The sequence below is a fragment of the Parabacteroides sp. 52 genome, assembly GCF_010500925.1.
Lineage (GTDB): Bacteria > Bacteroidota > Bacteroidia > Bacteroidales > Tannerellaceae > QVMG01.
This window is the reverse complement of record NZ_QVMG01000018.1, coordinates 40,599-57,475: the sequence shown is the minus strand read 5'-3', so window position 1 is coordinate 57,475 and position 16,877 is coordinate 40,599. Positions and strand designations below refer to the sequence as shown.

The window sequence follows — 16,877 nt, the reverse complement described above, 5'->3', positions numbered from 1 at the left end:
CATCGTCAATGTTGCCGATGCCCATCGGCAACAGAATATACTCTATAAAAAAGGACTTCTCCCGAAAGGGTTGCCCCCCTTCGTCTCTCTCTATTCCATTAATTATGCCTCGGGGCTGGCTCAAAAGTAATTTATTATGAAATAAAACACAGAGGACACGAAAAATGCAGGATTCCGGATAACTTTTATTGACACCGCTTAGGAGACAATATGTTAATAAACGTAAAACACCTCTTCCTTTATTAAACTTAACGCCTCTTCGGCTGTCTATCCTCTCGTACGTAAATCAAAGATGTTTTAAAATTTATGAAAGCGGGAAGATTTTTATTGTTGTTGATTTTGTTTTTTTCCTCTCTGTCGGCTGTAGCCCAACGGAAGAAAGTAGACATTAAAGGAACAGTCGTTGAGCAGGGGACAAGCACTCCGGTCGAACAAGCGACCGTTCGGTTATTGAGTGTAAAAGACAGTACCTTTATTGGCGGAGTTGCCAGTGAACAAAATGGTAATTTCACATTAAAAAGTGTGCCACCGGGGAATTACCTATTACACATTAGTTTTATAGGTTACGATCCTTTATACCAACCTTTGAATATTACGGGGAACACCCACCCTGTAAACATAGGCAAGATGGAGTTAAGCGACGGCGCCATTCTATTGAGCGAAGCCGTTGTTATGGGGAAAGCCCCGGAGGTCACTGTGCGCAACGACACCATAGAGTATAACGCCGACTCCTACAAAGTCACCGAAGGCTCCATGTTGGAAGACCTATTGAAGAAGATGCCCGGTGTAGAAGTCGACGAAGAAGGCAAGGTCACGGTAAACGGCAAAGAGATCAAGAAGGTACTTGTCGACGGCAAGGAGTTCTTCTCGGACGACCCGAAAGTAGCCTCCAAGAATCTACCATCCAATATGATTGACAAGGTGCAGGTATTGGACCGACTCAGCGAAATGGCGCGGTTGACCGGATTTGATGACGGAGACGAAGAAGCCGTTATCAACCTGACGATCAAACCCGGTATGAAAGAAGGCTGGGTAGGCAACGCCTATGCCGGTTACGGCAGCAAAGACCGTTACGAAGGGAATATGATGCTTAACCGCATGGTAAACAACGACCGTTACACCCTTTTAGGGGGCTTAAACAACACCAACAATATGGGCTTTTCCGACATGGGAGGAAGCATGTTCCAAGGCATGGGCGGCGGTGGTGGCCGTGGTCGCGGAGGCAGTGGCTCCTTTGGCGGAGGCAATGGGATCACCTCTTCCGGAAATATCGGCTTCGACTTCAGCAAAGAGTTCAATAAAAAGCTGACCTTAAGTGGGAATGCGCGCTTCTCTCATTCAGACAATGAAGCCAATACCCTAACAAGCCAACAAAACATACAGCAGGAGACCATGTATGAAAACAGCTCCAGCTTTCGCAACAACAAAAGCGACAATGTGGGAGCCAACTTCCGCTTGGAATGGAAACCCGATGACAAAACGACGCTCCTGTTCCGTCCGAACTTCAGCTACAGCAAAAACGAACAAAGAAGCAACAGTCATTCGACAGAGATGGATATCGACAGAGATACGATCAGCATTGAAAAACAAACGACTTTCTACTCAGGAGAAGGATACAACGTGGACGGTCGCCTTGAATTCAGCCGGAAGCTGAATGACGAAGGACGTATATTCAGTGCCTCTATCTCCGGAGGATTGAACGACAAATACCAAAATGGCAAAAACGATGTCGAAACCTTTTACAGCCTGAAAGAAGACGAACTGCGTGACGAGAAAATACGGAACGACATCAAGGGGTATAATTACCGCGCCTACGTATCCTGGGTAGAACCGCTTGGAAGAAATAATTTCATCCAATTGACATACAATATAAACAGTCAACAGCAGGAGTCATTAAAGAACGTATACAAACCGGACAAGAACGGTCAGTATACCGTAATAGATAGTACGCAGACGCAAAACTACAGAAATGACTTCCTCAACCAACGAGCCAGCGTTTCTTTCAAGTCCATTCGCGAGAAATTCAATTACACCATCGGGTTCAATGTAGACCCTTCGAACAGCACCAGTAAAAACTTTATAGGCGACAGCATACTGTCTAATGTAAAACAAAATGTAGTAAACTTCTCTCCTACGGCTCAGTTCCGGTACAATTTCAGTAAACAGAGTAATTTACGCATCGATTACAACGGGCGTACCAGCCAGCCGTCTGTTGAACAGTTACAACCGGTTGCCGACTACTCTAACCCAAAGAATGTCGTTATCGGTAATCCTGATTTGAAACCGCGTTACAATAACAGCCTGTTCTTAACCTACCAAACATTCAAACCCCAAAGCCAGTTTGCCCTGCGGACAATGCTTAACGGGCAATATACGGTAAACGATATCATCGGATACGTTATCAACGAGAACGACAATACAGGGAAAAGAACGACGACGTATAAAAACATCAACGGCAATTACAACGGAAGTGCCATGGTTATGATAAATACGCCGTTGAAAAACAGGAAGTTTACTTTCAACTCCATGTCCAGAGCTACCTATTCGAAGAGCAACACAATTATCGGAGACAAAGAGCTGGATGGCCTGGGACAAGAGATCATCGTAGATACGAAAAACAAAAATACGGACTTACTCTTTATGGAACGTGCCGGATTTGATTTCCGCTCTACCTATATCGACTTGGGAATCAACGGAAGCATACAATACAGAAAAACCCGTAATACGGCAGAGGCAGATAATAACCAGGATATTTTCAATTACACCCTGGGAGGGCGTACCACCCTTTACCTGCCGGCAAACATCAAGATAGAGAGTGATGTCAACTGGTCGACTAACTCAGGTTATACCGATGGATTCGAACTGAACGAGGTATTATGGAATGCATCCGCTTCCAAATCATTCTTGAAAGGCAACCAGGCTACGCTGCGTATCAAGATCTATGATATACTGCAACAACGCAGTAATATTTCACGGTCAATCACCGCAAACTATACCAGAGACTCTGAATACAATACATTGAGTAGTTATTTCATGGTACATTTCATCTACCGCTTCAGCATTTTCAAAGGAGGCGCCAATATGAACGATGTACAAAACAGAAGTCGCGGAGGTTTCCGCGGAGCAGGAGGTCCTCCTAACGCCTTTTTTTAAAGGATAAAAAACAGAAAAAAACGAACACCCGGCACATTCCTGCTGCCGGGTGTTTTCATCTTTTAATGACAGGAATTATTTAGTTTTACAAGAATTATACAGATAAACGCATAAAGAATGTGATTAAACGCTTATTTTTCAGGTTATTTCATTCATTACAACTATTACCAAACAAAGTATAATTAACAATTCAACCCTGCTATTTTTACTTTTTTTGTGTAAATATTAAACTAAAAGGAGCGAATTTTGTTACTTTATTAGAGAGTTGGTAAAATATGAGGAAATCGACTATTTGGTTACTTACGGCAGTGATGCTATCTGCCTTCGCCTGTTTGCTTTATTTACAAGTAAGCTATGTAAGCATTATAGTAAAAACCCGGAGTGAGCAATTCAACGAAACAGTGAAGAAGAGCCTGCACCAGGTTGCCCGGAACCTGGAACTGGAGGAAACACGCCGTTACCTGGAAGAAGACATGGAGCGGGAAGAATTGAATTTCATCTATCAACATACGCCCGGAGCAAAAAGTCTGAATGAAGTTATAAACAACAGCAAACTTCAATTTGAGATAAAAGATAAAAACGGAGACATTCAATTTGAGTTTAGCACCAACATAAGCGGCTCAAACATTGACGGCCCCATATCCATTTCCAACCAGCAAACCAAGCACAGTATCATCACAGCCTCCAAAGACCTTCAAAAGACATTGCGCAGACGTTATTTATACCAGGAGGAATTGCTGCGCACCGTGCTTACCGACATGCTTTATTCAGCAAGTGCAAGCCTGAAACCCATAGAAGAAAGGATTGACTTTAAGAAGTTGAATACGCAGTTAAAAACCGAATTTGTAAACAACGGATTGAGTTTGCCGTACATCTTTATGGTCGTCAACAAAGACGGAAATACAGTCTATCAGAACGGAGAATTGCAGCGGCAATACCGCGCTTCCGATATGACTACGGAGGTCCTTTTCCCGAACGACCCTCCTTCCCGGCAGAATTACCTGAAGGTATATTTTCCGGCAAAAAGAGATTATATATATAATGAGATTACATTCATTGTACCCTCCATTATATTCTCGTTGATTTTGCTCGTCACATTTACTTTCACATTGTATATCATCTTCCGTCAGAAGAAACTATCGGAAATGAAAAACGACTTTATCAACAATATGACCCACGAGTTGAAGACCCCGGTATCCACCATCTCCCTGGCCTCACAAATGCTAAAAGATACGGATATAAACAAAAGTCCGGATGTATTCAAACATATCTCCGGGGTTATAAACGATGAAACCAAACGCCTGGGATTCCTGGTAGAAAAAGTGTTACAGATGTCCTTATTCGAGAGACAGCGGGCAACACTCAAACTGAAAGAGATGGATGCCAACGACCTGGTAGCCGGCATCGCCAACACCTTTGTGTTGAAGGTCGAAAAATATGGCGGGACACTGGATATCGATCTGAATGCAGAAGAATCCACGATCTATGCAGACGAGATGCATATCACCAATGTATTGTTTAACCTAATGGACAATGCAGTCAAATACCGTCAACAGGACGTGCCGCTCAAACTCATGGCATGCACATGGAATGATAACGGGAAACTATTGATTTCCGTCGAAGATAATGGTATCGGTATCAAGAAAGAACACCTTAAAAAAGTGTTTGACCGCTTCTATCGCATACCCACTGGAAATGTACACGACGTAAAAGGATTCGGATTAGGCCTTGCTTACGTACGGAAAATAGTAGAGGATCACAAAGGCACGATTCGTGCGGAAAACGGATCCGGAAATATAGGGACAAAATTTATTATTACTTTACCTCTTATAAAAAGTTAGACTTATGGAAGAAAAAATTAAAATCTTCTTTTGCGAAGACGACGAAAATTTAGGGATGCTGCTAAGAGAATACTTGCAGGCAAAAGGGTTTGTTACAGATCTTTTCACCGATGGAGAAGCCGGATACAAAGGATTCACCAAAGGCAAATACGATCTTTGCGTATTGGACGTGATGATGCCTAAAAAAGACGGTTTTACACTGGCACAGGAGATCCGTTCGATCAACCCGGATATACCCATTATCTTCCTGACGGCCAAAACCATGAAGGATGATATTTTGGAAGGATTCAAAATCGGTGCGGATGATTATTTGACAAAACCTTTCAGCATGGAAGAATTATTGCTTCGTATCGAAGCGATCTTGCGTCGCGTGAAAGGCAAGAAAATGAAAGATATACCTTTCTACAAATTAGGTGATTTCCTTTTCGATACGCAAAAACAAACATTGACTATCGGTGATAAGGTAACCAAACTGACCACCAAAGAATGTGAATTGCTTAGTTTATTATGTGCACATGCCAACGAAATACTGGAACGTAACTATGCCCTGAAAACGATCTGGGTAGATGATAATTACTTCAATGCACGCAGCATGGACGTATATATCACCAAATTACGTAAGTTATTGAAAGATGATCAGGGAATCGAAATCATCAATATCCACGGCAAAGGTTACAAACTGATTACTCCTTCCGGAGAAGATCAGATACGCGAAGAAGGCATACAGGTTCTTTAAAAACAGAAAGAACAAGATAAAACCAGAGGCTGTTCCTACTATAAGGGGCAGCCTCTTTCTTTCCTTCCCTCTCCTTTCCTCCATAATTCAACATTTATTTGTACGTTTGTGTTTCAAACAAAATCAATATGAATGCTGAAATAATCCAATTTCTTCGCGAATTACGCGAGAACAACAACCGCCCCTGGTTTCAGGAAAACAAAGAACGTTACGAGGTATTGCGCAAATCCTTTACATCCGTTGTGCAAGAGCTTATCGACAAGATATCCGTTTTTGACCCGGAGATAAAAGGTTTGGAAGCCAAGAACTGCCTGTTCCGCATCTACCGCGACATTCGTTTTTCGCCCAACAAACTCCCTTATAAAACCCATTTCGCCGCTTATATAGCCAAAGGGGGGAGAAACAGCGAATACGCCGGTTACTACTTCCATCTAGAACCGGACAACTGCCTCCTGTCCGGAGGCATATGGATGCCACCGTCCAAATTATTGAAAATGCTCAGACAGGATATATACGACCAGATCGACGAGTTTACAGCCATATTGGAAGACCCTTCTTTCAAAAAGGCGTTCCCTACTTTGGAAGGGGATGTACTCACCCGTATGCCGGTGGGCTTCCCGGCCGACTCACCCTATGGGCATATCCTCAAACACAAAGACTTCAGTGTAATCTCCAACCGGCCAGACAGTTTCTTTTTACAGAAAAACTGGATGGACAAAGCGGTAGAAGATTATAAAAAGTTGCAGGTATTCAACCGTTTCCTCAATTATACGGTGGATACATACCTGGGGCGGATATAATAAAAAGAGGCTGTCTCAAAATAGATTTGGGACAGCCTCTTTTTTATGATTATTCTTTTGTCCTAGGTGGACAAATTCGAATGCTTAGTCTCTTCTCGGACCCCGGTCGTTATTGTTTCTCGGACCCCGGTCACTGCGTTCCGGACGTGGACCTCTATCCGTACGTGGAGCACGTTCTTCATATCCTTCCGGTTTAGGCATTAACACCTTACGAGAGAGTTTGAACTTACCTGTTTTAGGATCTACATCCACCAGTTTCACCTGGATCGTGTCGCCTTCCTGCAGACCTGCTTGCTCAACTGTTTCCAACCGTTTCCAGTCGATCTCAGAGATATGCAAGAGTCCGTCTTTTCCCGGCATAAACTCAACAAAGGCACCGTAAGGCATAACAGAAGAAATCTTTCCTTCGTATACCTCTCCGATCTCCGGAACAGCCACAATACCTTTGATAGCGCGCAGAGCTGCATCAATCGTGTCTTTATTTGTTCCTGACACCTCAATTCTACCCATACCGTCTACTTCTTCAATCGTAATGACAGCGCCAGTCTTTTCTTGAATACCCTGGATGATCTTTCCACCCGGGCCGATTACTGCACCGATAAATTCTTTACCGATTGTCATTGTCTCGATACGTGGAGCATGCGGTTTCAGGTCGGCACGTGGTTCGGACAGAGCATCTGTGATCTTACCCAGGATATGCATACGTCCTTCTTTAGCCTGTGCCAAAGCGTTCTCCAATATTTCGTACGACAAACCGTCTACCTTGATGTCCATCTGCGTAGCCGTGATACCGTCTTTTGTTCCGGTAACCTTGAAGTCCATATCTCCCAAGTGGTCTTCATCACCCAGGATATCGGAAAGGATTGCATAGTTCTTTCCTTTGTTCTCAGAGATAAGTCCCATGGCGATACCTGATACCGGTTTTTTGATCGTTACCCCTGCATCCATCAATGCCAATGTACCGGCACATACGGTAGCCATCGAAGAGGAACCATTCGATTCCAATATATCAGAAACGACACGTACCACGTAAGGATAATCCGTAGGGATCATACGTTTCAACGCACGATGTGCCAGGTTTCCGTGACCGATCTCCCGACGGCCTACCCCACGTTGAGGTCTAGCTTCTCCAGTAGAGAAGGGAGGGAAGTTATAATGTAAAAGGAAACGTTCTTTTCCATGGTTCAATACATCGTCGATCATTTTCTCATCCGACTTAGTACCCAGTGTAACAGTTGTCAACGACTGTGTCTCACCCCGTGTAAAGACAGCCGATCCATGCGGGAAAGGCAGGTAATCTGTTTCGATCCAGATCGGACGGATCTCCGTAGTCTTACGGCCATCCAAGCGTTTACCTTCGTCCAGAATAGCCCGACGCATGGCTTCTTTTTCTACATCGTGGTAATAACGGCCGATCATATCTGCTTTCTCAGCCAGTTCTTCTTCCGTATATTTTTCTTTATATTCCGTTACAATTGCCTTGAAGGCATCGGCACGGGTATGTTTATCCTGTCCTGCAACAGCCACAGCATATACCTTATCGAAACAATTGTCGCGTACATCCTTACGCAGTTCTTCGTCGTTTATCTCGTGGTCATATTCCCGTTTAACCGTCTTGCCTACCGCTTCGGTAAGTTCGATCTGAGCCTGGCATTGTACCTTGATCGCTTCGTGAGCTACTTTAATAGCCTCAAGCATATCCGATTCCTGTACTTCATCCATCTCACCTTCCACCATCATGATGTTATCCATTGTGGCAGCAACCATGATGTCCATATCCGCTTTTTCCAATTCAGCGAATGTCGGATTAATCACGAATTTACCATCAATACGTGCCACACGTACTTCCGAGATCGGTCCGTTGAAAGGGATATCGGAAACAGCCAATGCAGCCGATGCAGCCAATCCGGCCAACGCATCCGGCATATCTTCGCCATCCGAGGAGAATAATATGATATTTACAAATACTTCTGCATGATAATTGTCAGGGAAAAGCGGGCGTAACGCACGGTCTACCAAACGGCAGGTCAGGATTTCGTAGTCTGAAGCTCTTCCTTCTCTTTTTGTGAAACCACCTGGAAACCGGCCGAATGCCGAGAATTTTTCTTTGTACTCTACTTGTAGTGGCATAAAATCCACGCCGGGATTGGCATCTTTTGCGGCTGTAACAGTAGCGAGCAACACGGTGTTGTTCATACGCACGGTCACTGAACCGTCCGCCTGTTTAGCCAATTTCCCGGTCTCGATGGTGATACTTCTTCCATCACCTAAATCGATCGTCTTGTCAATTGGATTGAGCATAATCTTCTTTCTTATTATTTTATCTCTTTAAAAATCTACGCAAAGGTAATTAAACTTTAGAGCTAAACGTATGAAAATGAAAAGAAAATAACAGTTCACCCTTCTTTTTTGCTCGCCAGGAGCGGATTTTATTTCGCAGGAGTAAAAGAATCTTTATACCCCAAGCCTCCATTTTAGTTGTATTTATTGATAAGGATGTTGTATAAATTAAGATATCCAACTTGAACAACTTGTATTTTCCGTTCATTTTTCACCCATTTATCAATTATTTACCAACAGCCTTTCTTTTTATTGAAATAGTTGTTTATAATCCTTTTTATATCGTTTTACCCTCCTACTTTTACTCATCGTTTAGCGATAAGAAGAACAAAGGTTGTAGAATATTTAAAACAATAGATTATGAACACAATGCAGTTTCAGAAGAGTTTAATCGGTTTGCAAGAGAACATGATGAACTTCGCCTTGATGCTCACCGCGAACCGCGAAGATGCACAAGATTTATTACAGGATACCACCCTGAAAGTGTTGGATAATCAGGAGAAGTTTGTAGACAATGTAAACTTCAAAGGATGGGTATTAACCGTCATGCGGAATATCTTTATCAATAACTACCATAAAGTAGTCCGTCACCAGACTCTTGTCGACAAAAATGCCGACCTATACAACCTGGAAGTGATCAACGAGTCCGGCTTCAACTCCCCCGATGGTTCGTACAATTTGAAAGAGATAAACAAAGCCATCGAAGCCCTGAACAATGACTTGAGAATACCCTTCTCCCTCTACCTCAGCGGATACAAATACAACGAGATTGCAGAACAAATCAATATCCCCTTAGGCACGGTAAAGAGTCGTATTTTCTTTGCCCGTCAGGAATTACAAAAAGCCTTGAAAGAGTTTCACTATCATTTCGATTAGTCAATAACCGACCCTATATACCCCTTTCAGGGGCTGTCACAAACCAGCCGATCCCTCCCTTCGCCCGACAGGCAAGAAAGAGGGATCGGCTTTTTTATCCGCCTCATTCGTCGACAAAAGTCCCCCTTTCGTCTATACATTCTTTTCTCACAGCGATTTCATTTGCAACGCCTTCTTTCCTCCTGTAGCTTTGCTTCCGTATTTAAGTGCAAAAAGATAGTTTAGGTTATGAAACAGTTCACAGTTATCGTATTTCTTATTTTGCTTCTGCCATGCGGCACAATTGCCCAGGAGAAGCCGGCGCCATGGACCTTACAGGATTGTCTTGCATATGCTTTACAATATAACATCCAGGTAAAGAAAAGCAAGATCAACCTCTTATCCGGGCAGGAAGAAACCCAACGGGCCAAGGCACAAATGTTCCCTTCTCTCTCAGCCTCCGTCACACAAGGATTGGTCAACTACCCTTCCAACGAGGTAGAGAAGAACACCAGTTACAGTGGCAATTACAGTATACATGCAAACTGGACCTTTTTTGATGGCGGACGCCGTTCGAACACCATCAAACAGCAGGAGATACAAAACCAGGTCGACGCACTCAACATCGAGCAGAACGAAGACGATATCCGCATAGCCCTGGTACAAACCTACCTGCAAGTGATGTACGCCACGGAGTCGGTCCGCATCAATGCCCAGACCGTAAAGGTTTCACAGGCACAAAGAGACCGCGCAGAGCAGCTGTTGCAGGCGGGTTCCATCTCCTCCGTCGATTTCGCACAGATGGAGAGCCAGTACAGTACCGACAAGTACCAACTCGTCGTTGCTCAAAAGAACCTCGACAATTACAAACTACAACTCAAGCAATTGCTTGAATTGGATATCCTGGAAGAAATGGAGTTGGTGGAGATGACACTAACCGATGATGAAGTACTGACTCCTCTTCCTTCCAAGGATGTTATCTACGCCACCTCCCTCTCCGTCATGCCTGAGATAAGAAGCAGTGCGCTCGCCATTGACAAAGCAGCACTCGAAACGAAGAAGGCCCAAGCAGGCTACCTCCCCACTCTCTCGATGAATGCAGGAATAGGCACGGGGCATCTTTCCGGTACCAACTATACTTTCGGCAGCCAATTATGGAATAAGTTCAACGAAAGCCTCGGGCTCACCCTCAGCATCCCATTGTTCAGCAACAGAGAGAACAAGACTGCTGTAAACAAAGCCAAGTACGCCCAAACCATCAGTCAGCTTGATCTCATCAACGCGCAAAAAAACCTCTTAAAAACCGTGGAAGGCATTTATCTCGATGCCACTTCGGCGCAAACACAATATCTCTCGGCAGCAGAACGCCTCAAATACGTAAAAGAAAGTTATACACTCACCGAAGAGCAATTCTTCCTCGGTATGAAGAATACTTTAGAGATGCTCACGGAGAAGAACAACCTCCTCATTGCCCAACAGGAACTGCTGCAATGCAAATACATGGCCGTCATGAGTATTCAGCTATTGAACATCTATCAGAAATACCCCATTCAGGTATTCACTTCCTCACATTAATCAGTCACAAACACAATCAAAAATATATGAAAAGAAAAACATGGATCATCAGTATAGCCGCGGTAATAGTAGCCCTGCTCTGCATACCCCTGTTGAAAGGCAAAGCATCCTCTAAGGCAATGAAACTGGAAACCGCCCCTGCCGGACGTATCTTGATCAGTCAAACAGTGACAGCCACAGGCACAGTTGAGCCCGTCATAAAGGTAGAAGTAGGCACCCAGGTATCGGGTATCATCGACAAGATATACGTAGACTACAACAGCGTAGTAAACAAAGGGCAACTCCTCGCTGAGATGGACAAAGTCAATCTCCAGGCCGAGATGTTATCCAAAGAAGCAGAGCTCGCCAGCAGCCAAACAGAATTTGAGTATCAGGAAAAGAATTACAACAGAAACAAACTATTGCATCAAAAGAATCTCATCAGCGAAACCGAGTTCGAAACAGCGACCTACAATTACGAAAAGGCCAAAAACAGTTACGACCGCCTGCGTTCGGACATGACCAAGGTACGCCGCAACCTCGAATATGCCACCATCACAAGTCCCATTGACGGCGTCGTTATCAACCGGGCCGTGGAGGAAGGGCAAACGGTTGCTGCAGGATTCAGTACCCCTACCCTGTTTACCATCGCCAACGACCTGACCCAGATGCGCGTCATTGCCGATGTAGATGAAGCTGACATAGGCCAGGTGACCGAAGGACAAAATGTACGATTCGAAGTAGACGCCTATCCCGAAGATTTCTTCGAAGGGAAAGTAACCCAGGTACGGCTCGAAGCAACCACCACTTCCAATGTAGTCACCTACGAGGTAGTGATCAGCGCCTACAACCCCGACCTCAAGCTCAAACCCGGACTCACCGCCAACGTCACAATCTATACCCTCGAACGCCCCGACGTCCTGACAATCCCTTCCAAAGCCCTTCGCTTTATCCCGGAAGAGACACAACTGCAAGCCCTCAATCTCTCCCTCTCCGACACTCCCATCGACCTGCCAGCAGGGAAAAAGCTTGTCTGGAAGAGAGAAGGAAGCGTACTTCAGCCTAAATTCATCACTATCGGTGCTGTCAGCGGTCTGATGACAGAGGTCATCGACGGTCTATCCGAAGGAGAAGAAGTTGTCGTCGAACTCATATCCAACGGCTCTTCTGTTGCCACCGCAACAACCGAGCGAAGCCCTTTCATGCCCACTCCCCCGGGAGGCAACCGCAACAACAAAAGCACAAACAGTAAATAAAAAAATACAATGGCAAAAGAGATTATCAAACTCGATCATATCACCCGTGATTTCCATGTCGGAGAAGAGATTGTGCATGCCTTGCGAGATATTTCTTTCACGATCAGCGAAGGGGAGTTTGTGACCATCATGGGTACCTCCGGCTCCGGCAAGAGTACACTCTTAAACACGCTCGGCTGCCTCGACACACCCACAAAAGGCGAATACTACCTCGATGGGGTATCCGTCCGTACCATGGGTAAAAACGACCGTGCCACCTTGCGCAACCGCAAGATCGGTTTCGTCTTCCAGAGTTATAACCTATTGGCTAAAACAACAGCCATCGAAAACGTAGAACTCCCCCTCATGTACAATCCCTCCTACAATGCCTCGGCACGAAAGACAAAAGCCATTGAGTCACTCAGGGCCGTCGGACTCGGGGATCGCCTCAACCATAAGAGCAACCAAATGTCGGGAGGACAAATGCAACGCGTAGCCATTGCCCGTGCCTTAGTAAACGACCCCGCCGTCATTCTCGCCGACGAGGCTACAGGTAACCTCGATACCCGGACAAGCTACGATATACTTGTCCTCTTCCAACGCCTCCATGCAGAAGGACGTACCATCATCTTCGTCACCCACAACCCCGAGATTGCCCTCTACAGCGGACGCAACATCCTACTCAAAGACGGACGCATCATCAGCGACACGGTAAACAACAACATCCAGTCTGCCGCAGAGGAACTGGCAAGACTTCCGAAAGAAGAAAACTAATTGTTAATTATTAATGGTTAATTGTTAATTGAAAACCTCCAAGGTCTTTTCTTAATCGACAATTAGCAGCCTATAATTAACAATTAATAATTAACAATTAATAATTGACGACGTGAACGGAACAAACTTATTCAAAATAGCCATCAAGGCATTGGCAAACAATAAAATGCGAGGATTCCTGACCATGTTAGGCATCATCATCGGAGTAGCATCTGTGATCACCATGCTCGCCATCGGCCAGGGATCAAAGAAAAGCATACAATCCCAAATCAGTGAGATGGGATCCAATATGATTATGATACAACCCGGCGCAGATATGCGGGGAGGAGTACGACAAAATGCCTCGGCCATGGAGACTCTCAAGCTCACCGACTTCGAAGACATAAAGAACGAGACCCGCTACCTCGCCGCCGTATCTCCTACGGTCAACAGCAGCGGACAGCTTATATACGGAGCAAACAACAAACCGACCACCGTCTACGGAGTAAACGAAGACTACCTCGACATCCGCCGCTACAGCGTGGAAGAGGGCGATATGTTTACCCAGCAAGACATCGCCTCTGCCGCCAAGGTCTGCGTCGTTGGAAAGACCGTCATCGACGAACTCTTCCCCAACGGGGAGAATCCCGTCGGCAAGGTGGTGCGTTTCAATAAGATCCCCTTCCGCATAGTAGGCATATTAAAAAGCAAAGGATATAACAGTATGGGAATGGACCAGGACGATCTTATTTTAGCTCCATACACAACCATTCAAAAGAGAGTCCTGGCCATTACCCATCTGCATGGCATGAACGCTTCGGCCATCAAAGAAGAATATACCCAAGAAGCGATCAATGAGATAGCGGAAATACTGCGCCGCAACCATAAATTAAAACCGACGGCAGACGATGACTTTACCATCCGTTCCATGGAGGAAATGAGCAAGATGATGACAACAACAACGGATTTGATGACGGTTTTACTCGCGGCTGTGGCAGGTATTTCCCTTCTTGTGGGAGGGATTGGTATTATGAATATCATGTACGTATCCGTCACAGAACGTACACGTGAGATAGGCCTGCGCATGAGTATCGGTGCCAAAGGCAGGGACATACTCGCCCAATTCCTCATCGAGTCGATACTCATCAGCGTAACCGGCGGATTGATCGGCGTACTCTTTGGGGTCGGCACAGCCTTCCTGGTCAATTTCCTGGTCAATTTTCCCATATCCATCCAGGTATGGACTATCTTCCTTTCTTTCGCCGTATGCACCTTCACCGGGGTCTTCTTCGGTTGGTATCCGGCAAAGAAAGCCGCTCAATTGGATCCGATAGAAGCGATACGCTATGAATAAGAAAAATACATCCATAATACAGCTTCCATTCAATGAAGTCATTATCTTTACATCATGAAGAATATGAAAAACATGACTCAAGACAATAACAGCCTGCTCACGGGCAACACCGCCGCCCCCTCTTTCAAAAGGTACGGCTGGTTCATCCACCTTATCGCCTGGGCTATCTTATGCGGTTTTCCCATAATCATGTCCCTCACCAGCCGGTCGGAACACGTGATCACCTGGGATCTATACCTGCGTTCCTTTATCATGTTGCTCTCCATCATATTTGTTTTTTATAGCAACTATCTTTACCTCATCCAAAAATATCTCTTTACAAAGAAAACGGGGCACTTCCTATTAATCAATATCTCCATCATCGTCACCATGGTATTACTCGTGCATTTCTGTATGGAATTATTGCCTGATCCTCCCCTCAGGAATCCACATCCGAACAGACCTCCCAAGAACTCTTTATGGATCGGTTTCTTCTTCTGGAACTCCATGGTCTATCTATTCACTATCGTCTTGGGAGTTGCTTTCCGCTCTACCGCTAGCTGGTACAACGCCGAAGCCCAGCGGAAAGAACTGGAACGAAGCCGGAGCGAAGCCGAGTTGCAGAACCTGAAAAGCCAGCTCAACCCTCATTTCTTGTTCAATACGTTGAATAACATATACAGTCTGATCGCTTTCAGCCCCGAAAAGGCACAAGAGGCCGTGCACGAATTAAGCCGTCTCCTGCGTTATGTGATGTACGATAGCAGCCAGCCTTTTGTCACCTTGGAGAAAGAACTCGACTTTGTCCGCAACTACGTCGAACTGATGCGCATACGTTTGCCGCAACATGCCTCTTTAGATACTTCCATCTCTTGCGAGGCTCCTCACACGCAAATAGCCCCCTTACTCTGTATCTCTTTGATTGAAAATGCCTTCAAACATGGAGTCAGCAACAACAAACCTTCTTTTATCTATATCGATATACACCAGGAAGGGAAGCAGATTGTCTGTGATATACTGAACAGCTATTTCCCCAAAGACAACACCTCCGACAAAAGCGGTTCCGGCATCGGACTCTCTAACCTGAAGAAGCGACTCTCCCTGCTCTACCCCGATAAACATACCTTCTATTGTCATAAAGAGGGAGAGAACTACCGTACGTACTTGTCTATACACGTAAACACCGCTGGCCTATGATACTCACCTGTACCATCATCGACGACGAGCCCCTGGCTGTCAGCCTGCTCGAAAGCTATGTCAACAAAACCCCTTTTCTCGCATTAAAGGGGAAGTTCAACAGTGCCCTCGATGCCCTCGCAGTATTGACCGACGAACCGGTAGACCTGCTCTTCCTCGATATACAGATGCCTGAACTTACCGGGCTCGAATTCTCCCGCATACTGCAAACCGACACGCGCATCATCTTCACTACCGCCTTCGATCAATACGCCCTGGATAGCTATAAAGTGAACGCCCTCGACTACCTACTCAAACCCATCAATTATCCCGACTTCCTCCAAGCGGCCAATAAGGCGTTGAAATGGCATGAAATGATCCGGAAAACACCGGTGAATCCGCCCAAAATGGAAGAAACAAACAAAGAGAATGAAGAGATAGAAAGTATCTTTATCAAAACGGAATATAAACTGGTACAGGTCGAACTCAAAAAGATCCTCTACATAGAAGGGCTCAAAGACTATGTGAAAATATACGTCGAAGGCGAAGCCCGTCCCATCCTCTCCCTCATGGCCATGAAAGCGATGGAAGAACTTCTGCCCGCCAGCCGGTTCATACGCGTGCACCGCTCCTTCATTGTGCAACCCGAAAAAATCAAAGTGATCGAACGAAACCGCATCGTTTTCGGCAAAGAATACATTCCTATATCCGATAGCTACAAAGAGAAATTCTACGATTTTCTCACCCTAAAAGCCCTACTCCCCAAACTATAAACCGCCTTATCTTTTGTTTCAGATGCCTGTGAGATAGATGCTTTAAAATAGATGCCTGTAAGATAGAAACTTGTAAGATAAAAGAAACCCCCTTTGGGGATTTTATGTGAATAAGCCCTTTACTATCAGTCCTGGAAGGGGAGAATCAGTTGATCCACTTCGTGATCCCATGAAGCATGTTCACCTCGTCGCTTCCATAAAATATGTACCAAATACCCAATACACCAACCGACACTATCTCAGCTCCCCTTCTTGGCGAAGAAGGGGGGGACCGCTGCTTGCAGTGGTGGGGCAGTTTGAATTCTTTATAAATGTATATACCTATTTT

Annotated in this window: 13 protein-coding genes; 11 read left to right on the top strand and 2 right to left on the bottom strand. The window is 45.1% G+C overall.

Annotated features, from left to right (window positions below; translation table 11 throughout):
• Positions 1-306: 306 nt before the first annotated feature.
• The 4 genes from D0T51_RS10120 (at position 307) to D0T51_RS10105 (ending at position 6,530) form a co-directional block, all read left to right on the top strand.
• Positions 307-3,153, top strand: coding sequence for a TonB-dependent receptor (locus D0T51_RS10120; protein WP_163728839.1), 2,847 nt, complete (start codon positions 307-309; stop codon positions 3,151-3,153).
• A gap of 275 nt (positions 3,154-3,428) precedes the next feature.
• Positions 3,429-4,994, top strand: coding sequence for a sensor histidine kinase KdpD (locus D0T51_RS10115; RefSeq protein WP_163728836.1), 1,566 nt, complete (start codon positions 3,429-3,431; stop codon positions 4,992-4,994).
• Positions 4,995-4,998: 4 nt separating this feature from the next.
• A complete protein-coding gene (locus D0T51_RS10110) occupies positions 4,999-5,730 on the top strand; it encodes a response regulator transcription factor (protein ID WP_163728833.1) in 732 nt (243 codons plus the stop codon).
• Positions 5,731-5,858: 128 nt separating this feature from the next.
• Positions 5,859-6,530, top strand: a complete 672-nt coding sequence (locus D0T51_RS10105; RefSeq protein ID WP_163728832.1) for a DUF2461 domain-containing protein — start codon at positions 5,859-5,861, stop codon at positions 6,528-6,530.
• A gap of 84 nt (positions 6,531-6,614) precedes the next feature.
• On the opposite strand, the gene pnp is transcribed toward D0T51_RS10105, so the two are convergent.
• Positions 6,615-8,831, bottom strand: a complete 2,217-nt coding sequence (gene pnp, locus D0T51_RS10100) for a polyribonucleotide nucleotidyltransferase (RefSeq protein ID WP_163728829.1) — start codon at positions 8,829-8,831, stop codon at positions 6,615-6,617.
• 399 nt (positions 8,832-9,230) lie between these two features.
• Here pnp and D0T51_RS10095 point away from each other — a divergent pair, with 399 nt between their 5' ends.
• The 7 genes from D0T51_RS10095 (at position 9,231) to D0T51_RS10065 (ending at position 16,549) form a co-directional block, all read left to right on the top strand.
• Positions 9,231-9,746 carry an RNA polymerase sigma factor gene (locus D0T51_RS10095; protein ID WP_163728824.1) on the top strand — a complete coding sequence of 172 codons (516 nt, stop codon included), beginning with the start codon at positions 9,231-9,233 and terminating at the stop codon, positions 9,744-9,746.
• Between the two features lie 228 nt (positions 9,747-9,974).
• Entirely contained in the window at positions 9,975-11,300 is a 1,326-nt protein-coding gene (locus tag D0T51_RS10090; protein WP_163728822.1) for a TolC family protein, read from the top strand.
• A gap of 26 nt (positions 11,301-11,326) precedes the next feature.
• Positions 11,327-12,535: an efflux RND transporter periplasmic adaptor subunit gene (locus D0T51_RS10085; RefSeq protein WP_163728819.1), complete on the top strand. Its 1,209-nt coding sequence runs from the start codon at positions 11,327-11,329 to the stop codon at positions 12,533-12,535.
• 9 nt (positions 12,536-12,544) lie between these two features.
• The gene (locus tag D0T51_RS10080) at positions 12,545-13,288 is read left to right on the top strand and encodes an ABC transporter ATP-binding protein (protein WP_163728816.1); all 744 of its coding nucleotides are present in this window, start codon (positions 12,545-12,547) and stop codon (positions 13,286-13,288) included.
• A 112-nt stretch (positions 13,289-13,400) separates the two neighbouring features.
• Entirely contained in the window at positions 13,401-14,621 is a 1,221-nt protein-coding gene (locus D0T51_RS10075; RefSeq protein ID WP_163728811.1) for an ABC transporter permease, read from the top strand.
• Between the two features lie 72 nt (positions 14,622-14,693).
• Positions 14,694-15,797 (top strand): histidine kinase, encoded by a 1,104-nt coding sequence (locus D0T51_RS10070; protein WP_163728856.1) that lies wholly within the window; start codon positions 14,694-14,696, stop codon positions 15,795-15,797.
• The gene (locus tag D0T51_RS10065; RefSeq protein ID WP_163728810.1) at positions 15,794-16,549 is read left to right on the top strand and encodes a LytTR family DNA-binding domain-containing protein; all 756 of its coding nucleotides are present in this window, start codon (positions 15,794-15,796) and stop codon (positions 16,547-16,549) included. Before D0T51_RS10070 ends, D0T51_RS10065 begins: the two co-directional genes overlap by 4 nt.
• Positions 16,550-16,694: 145 nt before the next feature.
• On the opposite strand, the gene D0T51_RS12240 is transcribed toward D0T51_RS10065, so the two are convergent.
• A partial coding sequence (locus D0T51_RS12240; protein ID WP_203583370.1) for a hypothetical protein occupies positions 16,695-16,877 on the bottom strand: 183 nt, incomplete at its 5' end.

What these genes read in the sequence shown, in the direction of transcription:
- D0T51_RS10070 (WP_163728856.1), top strand. Translation starts at nt 14,694, where the DNA reads ATGACTCAAGACAATAACAGCCTGCTCACGGGCAACACCGCCGCCCCC.
- D0T51_RS10080 (WP_163728816.1), top strand. Translation starts at nt 12,545, where the DNA reads ATGGCAAAAGAGATTATCAAACTCGATCATATCACCCGTGATTTCCAT.
- D0T51_RS10120 (WP_163728839.1), top strand. Translation starts at nt 307, where the DNA reads ATGAAAGCGGGAAGATTTTTATTGTTGTTGATTTTGTTTTTTTCCTCT.
- D0T51_RS10085 (WP_163728819.1), top strand. Translation starts at nt 11,327, where the DNA reads ATGAAAAGAAAAACATGGATCATCAGTATAGCCGCGGTAATAGTAGCC.
- D0T51_RS10110 (WP_163728833.1), top strand. Translation starts at nt 4,999, where the DNA reads ATGGAAGAAAAAATTAAAATCTTCTTTTGCGAAGACGACGAAAATTTA.
- D0T51_RS10090 (WP_163728822.1), top strand. Translation starts at nt 9,975, where the DNA reads ATGAAACAGTTCACAGTTATCGTATTTCTTATTTTGCTTCTGCCATGC.
- D0T51_RS10065 (WP_163728810.1), top strand. Translation starts at nt 15,794, where the DNA reads ATGATACTCACCTGTACCATCATCGACGACGAGCCCCTGGCTGTCAGC.
- pnp (WP_163728829.1), bottom strand. Translation starts at nt 8,831, where the DNA reads ATGCTCAATCCAATTGACAAGACGATCGATTTAGGTGATGGAAGAAGT.
- D0T51_RS10115 (WP_163728836.1), top strand. Translation starts at nt 3,429, where the DNA reads ATGAGGAAATCGACTATTTGGTTACTTACGGCAGTGATGCTATCTGCC.
- D0T51_RS10105 (WP_163728832.1), top strand. Translation starts at nt 5,859, where the DNA reads ATGAATGCTGAAATAATCCAATTTCTTCGCGAATTACGCGAGAACAAC.
- D0T51_RS10095 (WP_163728824.1), top strand. Translation starts at nt 9,231, where the DNA reads ATGAACACAATGCAGTTTCAGAAGAGTTTAATCGGTTTGCAAGAGAAC.